This window comes from Acidovorax sp. KNOB132, assembly GCF_057541515.1.
In genome coordinates this window covers 1-6,665 of sequence record NZ_BAAJYT010000194.1, presented here as the reverse complement: position 1 = coordinate 6,665, position 6,665 = coordinate 1, and the positions used below count along the sequence as shown (strand labels likewise).

Below are 6,665 nucleotides of genomic sequence, written 5' to 3'. Positions count from 1 at the left end.
GATCTTGAAGTCGCTTTGCCGCGTGGCCAGCCACAGCCAGGGGCTCAGGCGGGCCTTGTAGGTGTAGAAGCGGTGGTCCTGCCCCTGCAGCCCGAAGCGGGTGACGATGCCGTCCAGGTAGCGCGTGCCGCCCCCTTCAGTCTCCACCACGATGGTGGCGCTCTTGCCCAGCAGGGCCTTGGGGTCGATGGATTTGCTCTCGCTCAGCAGGTCCACGTCCAAGGAGAACAGCTCGGAGAGCGCTTCTTTGCCCTGCAGCTGGCGAAACTGCAACTGCTCGCCCAGGGGCGTCTGGATGGTGACTCGGCGTGTCATGGGTGCAGCGGCCGCGAAGGGCCGGTGGGTCGGATTGGAATGGGCCGAATGATAGTGCGCGGCTGAGCGCATCCCACCCCCCGGAAATCCCCCCGCCAGCGGGAAAATGCCTCTAGATGTAACCAATTGCGGCTGTTTCGGCCGCAACGCACACGAAATCACACAGACCGCCGCCCCATCTCCAGACCCATGGGGCACCGCCCGGCGGCCACCGGGCCTCCCCCGCAGTCACCCCCGCACGCCCCCGGCCAGGGCCGCCGCCTGCTGCTGGAACACGCGCCAGAACGCCGCGTCCTGCGTGGTGGTGAAGTTGATGCGCATGAGCGTGCACGGCTGGCGGCTGGCGTGGAACAGCGCGCCCGGCGCGAGCAGGTAGCCCTCGTCCAGCATGCGCTGGGCCAGCACGTCGGTGTCCACGCCCGTCTCGACCCAGCCGAACATGCCGGCCGGCTCGGCCGCGAAGGTGCAGCCGGCCTCCAGCGCCAGCTGCACGCTGCGCGCCCGGGCCTGGGCCAGCCGCTGGCGCATGCGGTCGCTGTGGCGGCGCAGCATGCCCTGCTCGATGCACAGGGCCATGGCCTTTTCCAGCAGCGATGGCGTGGTCAGCGTGGACAACAGCTTGGTGTCCAGCAGCGGCTCCACCAGATCGGGCGGCGCGGCCAGGTAGCCGATGCGCCAGTTGGGCGCGAGGATCTTGGCGAAGCCGCTCACGTAGATGGTGCGCGCCAGGCCGTCCAGCACCGTGAGGCGGGTGGCGTGTTCCGGCGCGATGTGGCTGTAGGTGTCGTCTTCGACGATGTGAAAGCCGTGCCGCCCGGCCAGCTGCAGCACCTGGTGCGCGCTGCCCGGCGTGAGGCAGTAGCCGGTGGGGTTGTGGAACACGCTCACGCTCACGAAGAGCTTGGGGGCGTGCACCTCGCAGTAGCGCTCCATCACCGCGAGGTCGGGGCCCTGGGCGCCGCGCGGCACCGGCAGGATGCGCATGCCCAGCGCATCGAGCCGCGCGAACTCCACCGACCAGCCGGGTTCTTCCACCATCACGGTGTCGCCCGCCTTCAGCAGGGTGCGGCTCACGATGTCCAGCGCGTGCGTGGCGCCCATGGTGGTGATGACCTGGCTGGCCTGTGCGGGCACGCCGAAGCCCTGCAGGCGCCGGGCCAGCACCTCGCGCAGGGTGGGCTCGCCCATGGGGTCGCCGTACTGCAGCGAGCTGTCCTGCAGCGCCCGGCCGCTGGAGACCTTGCGCACCGCCGCGCCCATGAAGGTGTTTTCCAGCCAGTCGCGCGGGAACACGCCGGCCCCCGGCTGCGGGTGGCTGGAGGCCTGGTGGAACATGCCCCGGATCAGCGCCGTGGCATTGACGCACGAGCCCGAGGGCAGCGGGGACAGCACGGGGGAAGACTTGCGGTCGTTTGCTATTTTTTTCTATAGCACCATACCTTAGTGGAATATGTCCTTCAGGCATTTTTTGTGCAATATCGCGCACATAGAAGCCCCGCTGGCTGCGGGCCTCCACCAAGCCCTGCGCGAGGAGCTGGTCGTAGGCGGCCACCACCGTGTACGCGCTCACGCCCTGCAGCCGTGCGCATTCGCGCACCGAAGGCAGCCGCGCGCCGGCGGGCAGCAGCCGGGCGCGGATGCGTTCGGCGAAGCGCTCGGCCAGTTGCTCGGTCAGGGATCGGCGGGCGGTGCGGGTCAGCATGGCGGGGGGCTCCTTCACTGTGCTGATGCAAACACCAATACAGATCATGAAATTGTCGAAATAACTGTATTGCAACTGTAATGGAATCTGCTCCTACATTGGAAGCCACAACCCCTGCAACACCCCATGCCCTTCGTCGAATTCACCGCCCTGCTGGCGCTGGCCACCGCCATGAGCTTCAGCCCCGGGCCCAACACCACGCTGGCCACGGCGATCGCTGCCAACCGCGGCCTGCGCCACGCGATGCGCTTCGTCTGGGCGGTGCCCCTGGGCTGGAGCGCCCTGCTGCTCGTGTGCGCGGGCGGTGTCGGCGCGCTGGTGATGGCGGTGCCGGCGGTGCGCCTGGGCATCAAGGTGCTGGGCACCGGCTACCTGCTGTGGCTGGCCTTCAAGCTCAGCCGCAGCGCCCAACTGGGCCAGGCGCAGGCCGGGCGCATGGACGTGGGCTTCTGGCAGGGCGCGGCGATGCAGTTCGTCAACATCAAGGCCTGGCTGCTGGCGCTGACCATCGTGGCCGGCTGGATCGCCGGGCGCGACGATGCCCTGGCGCGGCTGGGCGTGGTGCTGCCGGTGATGGTGGTGTTCGCCTTCTCCAGCAACCTGGTGTATGCCGCCACGGGCGCGCTGCTGCGCCACTGGCTCGCCCAGGGCACGCGGCTGCTGTGGTTCAACCGCGCCATGGCGCTGGTGCTCGCGCTCACCGCCGCCTGGATGGTGAACGCATGACTGTCCACCACCGCCGCTTGCGCCCCCTTTGTTTCACCGGACCCCGCCCATGACGCACCCCGCCACCTCGCCGAGCGCCCCCGGCGCCCCCACGGCCCCGGCCACCGGCTGGCAGTCACCCGAAACCCGCGGCCTGCTGTGGGGCCTGCTGGGCGTCACCATCTTCGCCTTCACCCTGCCCATGACGCGGCTGGCCGTGGGCACGCCCGAGGCGCCGCAGATGTCCGGCGTCTTCATGGCCATGGGCCGGGCGGCGATCGCGGGGGTGCTGTCGGCGCTGCTGCTGTGGGCGCGCCGCGCGCCCTGGCCGCGGCCCGAGGATTGGCGGCCGCTGGCCTTCACCGCGCTGGGCGTGGTGTTCGGGTTTCCGCTGCTCACCTCGCTGGCCATGCGCCACGTGGGCGCGGTGCATGCCAGCGTGATCATCGGCATGCTGCCGCTGGCCACGGCCGGCGTGGGCGCGTTGCTGCACCGCCAGCGCCCGTCGCCGCGCTTTTTGGCTGTGCGCGCTGCTGGGCACGGCGATGGTGGTCGCGTTCGCGGTGCTGCGCTCGGGCAGCGCAGGCCTGTCGCTGCACCCGGCCGACCTGCTGCTGTTCGCGGCCGTGCTGTGCGCCGCCGTGGGCTACGGCTACGGCGCGCGGCTGTCGCAGCGCATGCCTTCGGGCTCGGTGATCTGCTGGGCGCTGGTCATCTCGCTGCCCGCCACGCTGCCGCTGGGGGCCTGGTCGTGGCCCACGGCGCCCATGCCGGCATCGGCGTGGGGTGCGCTGGCCTATGTGTCGGTGTTTTCGATGTGGCTGGGGTTTTTCGCGTGGTACCGGGGCCTGGCGCTCGGCGGCACGGTGCGCGTGAGCCAGGTGCAGCTGGTGCAGCCGTTCCTGGGCATGCTGTTTTCGGTGCCGCTGCTGGGCGAATCGCTCGATGCGGTCAGCCTGGGCTTCGGCATCGCGGTGATGGCCACGGTGGTGGTCGGCCGACGCGCCCCGGTGCGACAAGGCCCCGCCAGGAACCCCCAACCCGCCGCGATGCGCGGTTAAGCTCTTTCCCCGGCGGGCCCACCCGCATGCCCGCCACCCGCCGCACAACGGCTTCCTCAACGACGACCCCGGCGCCCCGGAGAACAAGCGCCCCCTGGAGATGCACTCAATGACGAACTGGACCCTGGCCGCACGCGCCGCGAAGATGAACCCCTCGGTGATCCGCGAGATCCTGAAAGTGACCGAGAAGCCCGGCATCATCAGCCTGGCGGGCGGACTGCCCTCCCCCAAGACCTTCCCCATCGACGACTTCGCCAAGGCCTGCAGCGCCGTGCTGTCGCAGGATGGCCAGTCGGCCCTGCAATACGCCGCGAGCGAGGGCTACCAGCCGCTGCGCCAGGCGGTCGCCGACTTCCTGCCGTGGGACGTGAGCGTCGAGCAGGTGCTGATCACCACCGGCTCGCAGCAGGGCCTGGACCTCGTGGCCAAGGTGCTGATCGACGCCGGCAGCCGCATCCTGGTGGAAACGCCCACCTACCTCGGCGCGATCCAGGCCTTCGCGCCCATGGAGCCCGAAGTGGTGAGCGTGGCCAGCGACGACGAAGGCGTGCAGATCGAGGACCTGGCCACCAAGGCCGGCAGCGGTGCCGACAAGGCGCGCTTCTTGTACGTGCTGCCCAATTTCCAGAACCCCACCGGCCGCACCATGAGCGAGGCGCGCCGCGCCGCGCTGGTGGCCAAGGCCGCCGAGCTGAACCTGCCGCTGATCGAGGACAACCCCTACGGCGACCTGTGGTTCGACCAGCCCCCGCCCGCGCCGCTGACCGCGCGCAACCCGGAAGGCTGCATCTACCTGGGCTCGTTCTCCAAGGTGCTCGCCCCCGGCCTGCGCCTGGGCTTCATCGTGGCGCCCAAGGCCGTGTTCCCCAAGCTGCTGCAGGCCAAGCAGGCGGCTGACCTGCACAGCCCGGGCTTCAACCAGCGCATGGTGCACGAGGTCATGAAGGACGGCTTCCTGGGCCGCCACGTGCCCACCATCCGCGCGCTGTACAAGCAGCAGCGCGACGCCATGCTGGAGGCGCTCACGCGCGAGATGGCCGGCCTGGACGTGCACTGGAACAAGCCCGACGGCGGCATGTTCCTGTGGGTGCGCCTGCCCGAAGGCATGAGCGCCATCGACCTGCTGCCCGAGGCCGTGGACCGCAACGTGGCCTTCGTGCCGGGCGCGGCCTTCTATGCCGACAACGCCGACCCGCGCACCCTGCGCCTGTCGTTCGTGACGGCCAGCGCCGCGCAGATCAACACCGGCGTGGGCGCGCTGGCCGCGGCCATCCGGGCGCGCGTCGCCCAGAAGGCCTGACGCATGCTGCGGCTCTGGGGACGGCTGTCGTCCATCAACGTGCGCAAGGTCGTGTGGACCGTGCAGGAGCTGGGCCTGGAGCTGCAGCGCACCGACGCGGGCGGGCAGTTCGGCATCGTGTGCGAGCCGCAGTTCCTGCGGCTCAACCCGAACGGCATGGTGCCGCTGATCGAGGACGACGGCTTCACGCTGTGGGAGTCGAACGCCATCGTGCGCTACCTGTGCGCCAAGCACGCCAGCGGCACCCTCTACCCCGAGGACCTGCGCACGCGCTTCGTGGCCGAGCAGTGGATGGACTGGCAGCAGACCACGCTCAACCCCGCGGGGCGCGACGCGTTCCTGCAGTGGGTGCGCACGCCCGAGGCGCAGCGCGACCCGGCCGCCATCGCGCGGTCGGTGGCGGCCACCGAGCCGCTCCTGGACCGGCTGGAGGCGCACCTGGCGCAGCAGCCGTGCCTGGCCGGCGAGCGCTTCACCATGGCCGACATCGTGGTGGGCTGCGAGATCCACCGCTGGTGGGGCCTGCCGCAGGAGCGCGTGGCGCGCACCCACCTCGACGCCTGGTACCAGGGCCTGCTGTCGCGCCCCGGCGCGCGCGGCGTGATCGACCAGCCGCTCGCCTGACACCATCGCCCGCCATGCGCCAGCGCCCCTTCAAGCAGATCGACGTGTTCAGCCACCGCCCCGGCGACGGCAACCCGCTGGCCGTGGTGCTGGACGCACAAGGCCTGGACGATGCCGACATGCGCCGCTTCGCCGCGTGGACCAACCTGTCGGAAACCAGCTTCCTCCTGCCGCCCACCGAGGCGGGCCGCACGGCGGGGGCCGACTACCGCGTGCGCATCTTCACGCCGCGTGGGACCGAACTGCCGTTCGCCGGGCACCCCACGCTCGGCACCTGCCACGCCTGGCTGGAGGCTGGCCACGTGCCGCGCGATGCCGGCCTGGTGGTGCAGGAGTCGGCCGGCGGGCTGGTGCGCATCCAGCGCAGCGGCGAACGGCTGGCGTTCGCGGCGCCGCCGCTGCACCGCAGCGATGCCAGCCCCGCGCTGGTGCCGCTGATCGCCGGGGCGCTGGGCATCCGGCCGCAGCAGATCGCGGCCGCCCAGCTGCTGGACAACGGCCCGCGCTGGCTGGGCCTGGTGCTCGACAGCGCCGAGACGGTGCACCGCCTGCGGCCCGATCACGCCCGGCTGAAGGACCTGGGCCAGGATGTCGGCGTGATCCACGTCGGCGCCGACGCCCACGATGCCACGCAACCCGGCGTGGTGGTGCGCGCCTTCGCCGCGCCCATGGGCAACCCCGAAGACCCGGTCACGGGCAGCCTGAACGCGAGCTTTGCGCAGTGGCTCATCGCCGAAGGCCGTGCGCCGCACAGCTACCTCGTGGCCCAGGGCGAGAGCCTGGGCCGGGCCGGCCGCGTGCACATCCGCCAGGACGCGCAGGGCCAGGTCTGGGTCGGCGGCCGCAGCCTCACCTGCATCGAGGGAACCGCCCGCCTATGAGCTGCGCCCCGCCCGCCACCGCGCCGCCGCGCCAGATCCCCACCGGCTGACGCGCCGCTCCCTTTTTTTGTGGTCGA

General features: G+C 71.0%; 6 protein-coding genes and 2 pseudogenes. 5 read left to right on the top strand and 3 right to left on the bottom strand.

Annotated features, from left to right (window positions below; translation table 11 throughout):
* The 3 genes and pseudogenes from AC27IO_RS18470 to AC27IO_RS18460 all read right to left on the bottom strand — a co-directional run.
* Positions 1 to 315 (bottom strand): contractile injection system protein, VgrG/Pvc8 family (locus AC27IO_RS18470; protein WP_498740083.1); only part of this gene is annotated, 315 nt, incomplete at its 3' end.
* 228 nt (positions 316 to 543) lie between these two features.
* Positions 544 to 1,650, bottom strand: a complete 1,107-nt coding sequence (locus tag AC27IO_RS18465; RefSeq protein ID WP_498740084.1) for an aminotransferase-like domain-containing protein — start codon at positions 1,648 to 1,650, stop codon at positions 544 to 546.
* Positions 1,651 to 1,782: 132 nt separating this feature from the next.
* Positions 1,783 to 2,017 (bottom strand): annotated as a pseudogene (locus AC27IO_RS18460) (GntR family transcriptional regulator); the annotation flags it as partial.
* Positions 2,018 to 2,143: 126 nt separating this feature from the next.
* On the opposite strand from AC27IO_RS18460, the gene AC27IO_RS18455 reads away from it, so the two are divergent.
* The 5 genes and pseudogenes from AC27IO_RS18455 (at position 2,144) to AC27IO_RS18435 (ending at position 6,588) form a co-directional block, all read left to right on the top strand.
* Positions 2,144 to 2,743 carry a LysE family translocator gene (locus AC27IO_RS18455; protein WP_498740081.1) on the top strand — a complete coding sequence of 200 codons (600 nt, stop codon included), beginning with the start codon at positions 2,144 to 2,146 and terminating at the stop codon, positions 2,741 to 2,743.
* Between the two features lie 49 nt (positions 2,744 to 2,792).
* Positions 2,793 to 3,783, top strand: a pseudogene (locus tag AC27IO_RS18450) (DMT family transporter).
* A 109-nt stretch (positions 3,784 to 3,892) separates the two neighbouring features.
* Positions 3,893 to 5,083 carry an aminotransferase-like domain-containing protein gene (locus tag AC27IO_RS18445; protein WP_498740079.1) on the top strand — a complete coding sequence of 397 codons (1,191 nt, stop codon included), beginning with the start codon at positions 3,893 to 3,895 and terminating at the stop codon, positions 5,081 to 5,083.
* Positions 5,084 to 5,086: 3 nt separating this feature from the next.
* The gene (locus AC27IO_RS18440) at positions 5,087 to 5,707 is read left to right on the top strand and encodes a glutathione S-transferase family protein (RefSeq protein ID WP_284403002.1); all 621 of its coding nucleotides are present in this window, start codon (positions 5,087 to 5,089) and stop codon (positions 5,705 to 5,707) included.
* A 14-nt stretch (positions 5,708 to 5,721) separates the two neighbouring features.
* Complete coding sequence (locus tag AC27IO_RS18435) at positions 5,722 to 6,588, top strand: PhzF family phenazine biosynthesis protein (protein ID WP_284431393.1); 867 nt, start codon at positions 5,722 to 5,724, stop codon at positions 6,586 to 6,588.
* The last annotated feature ends 77 nt before the right edge of the window (positions 6,589 to 6,665 follow it).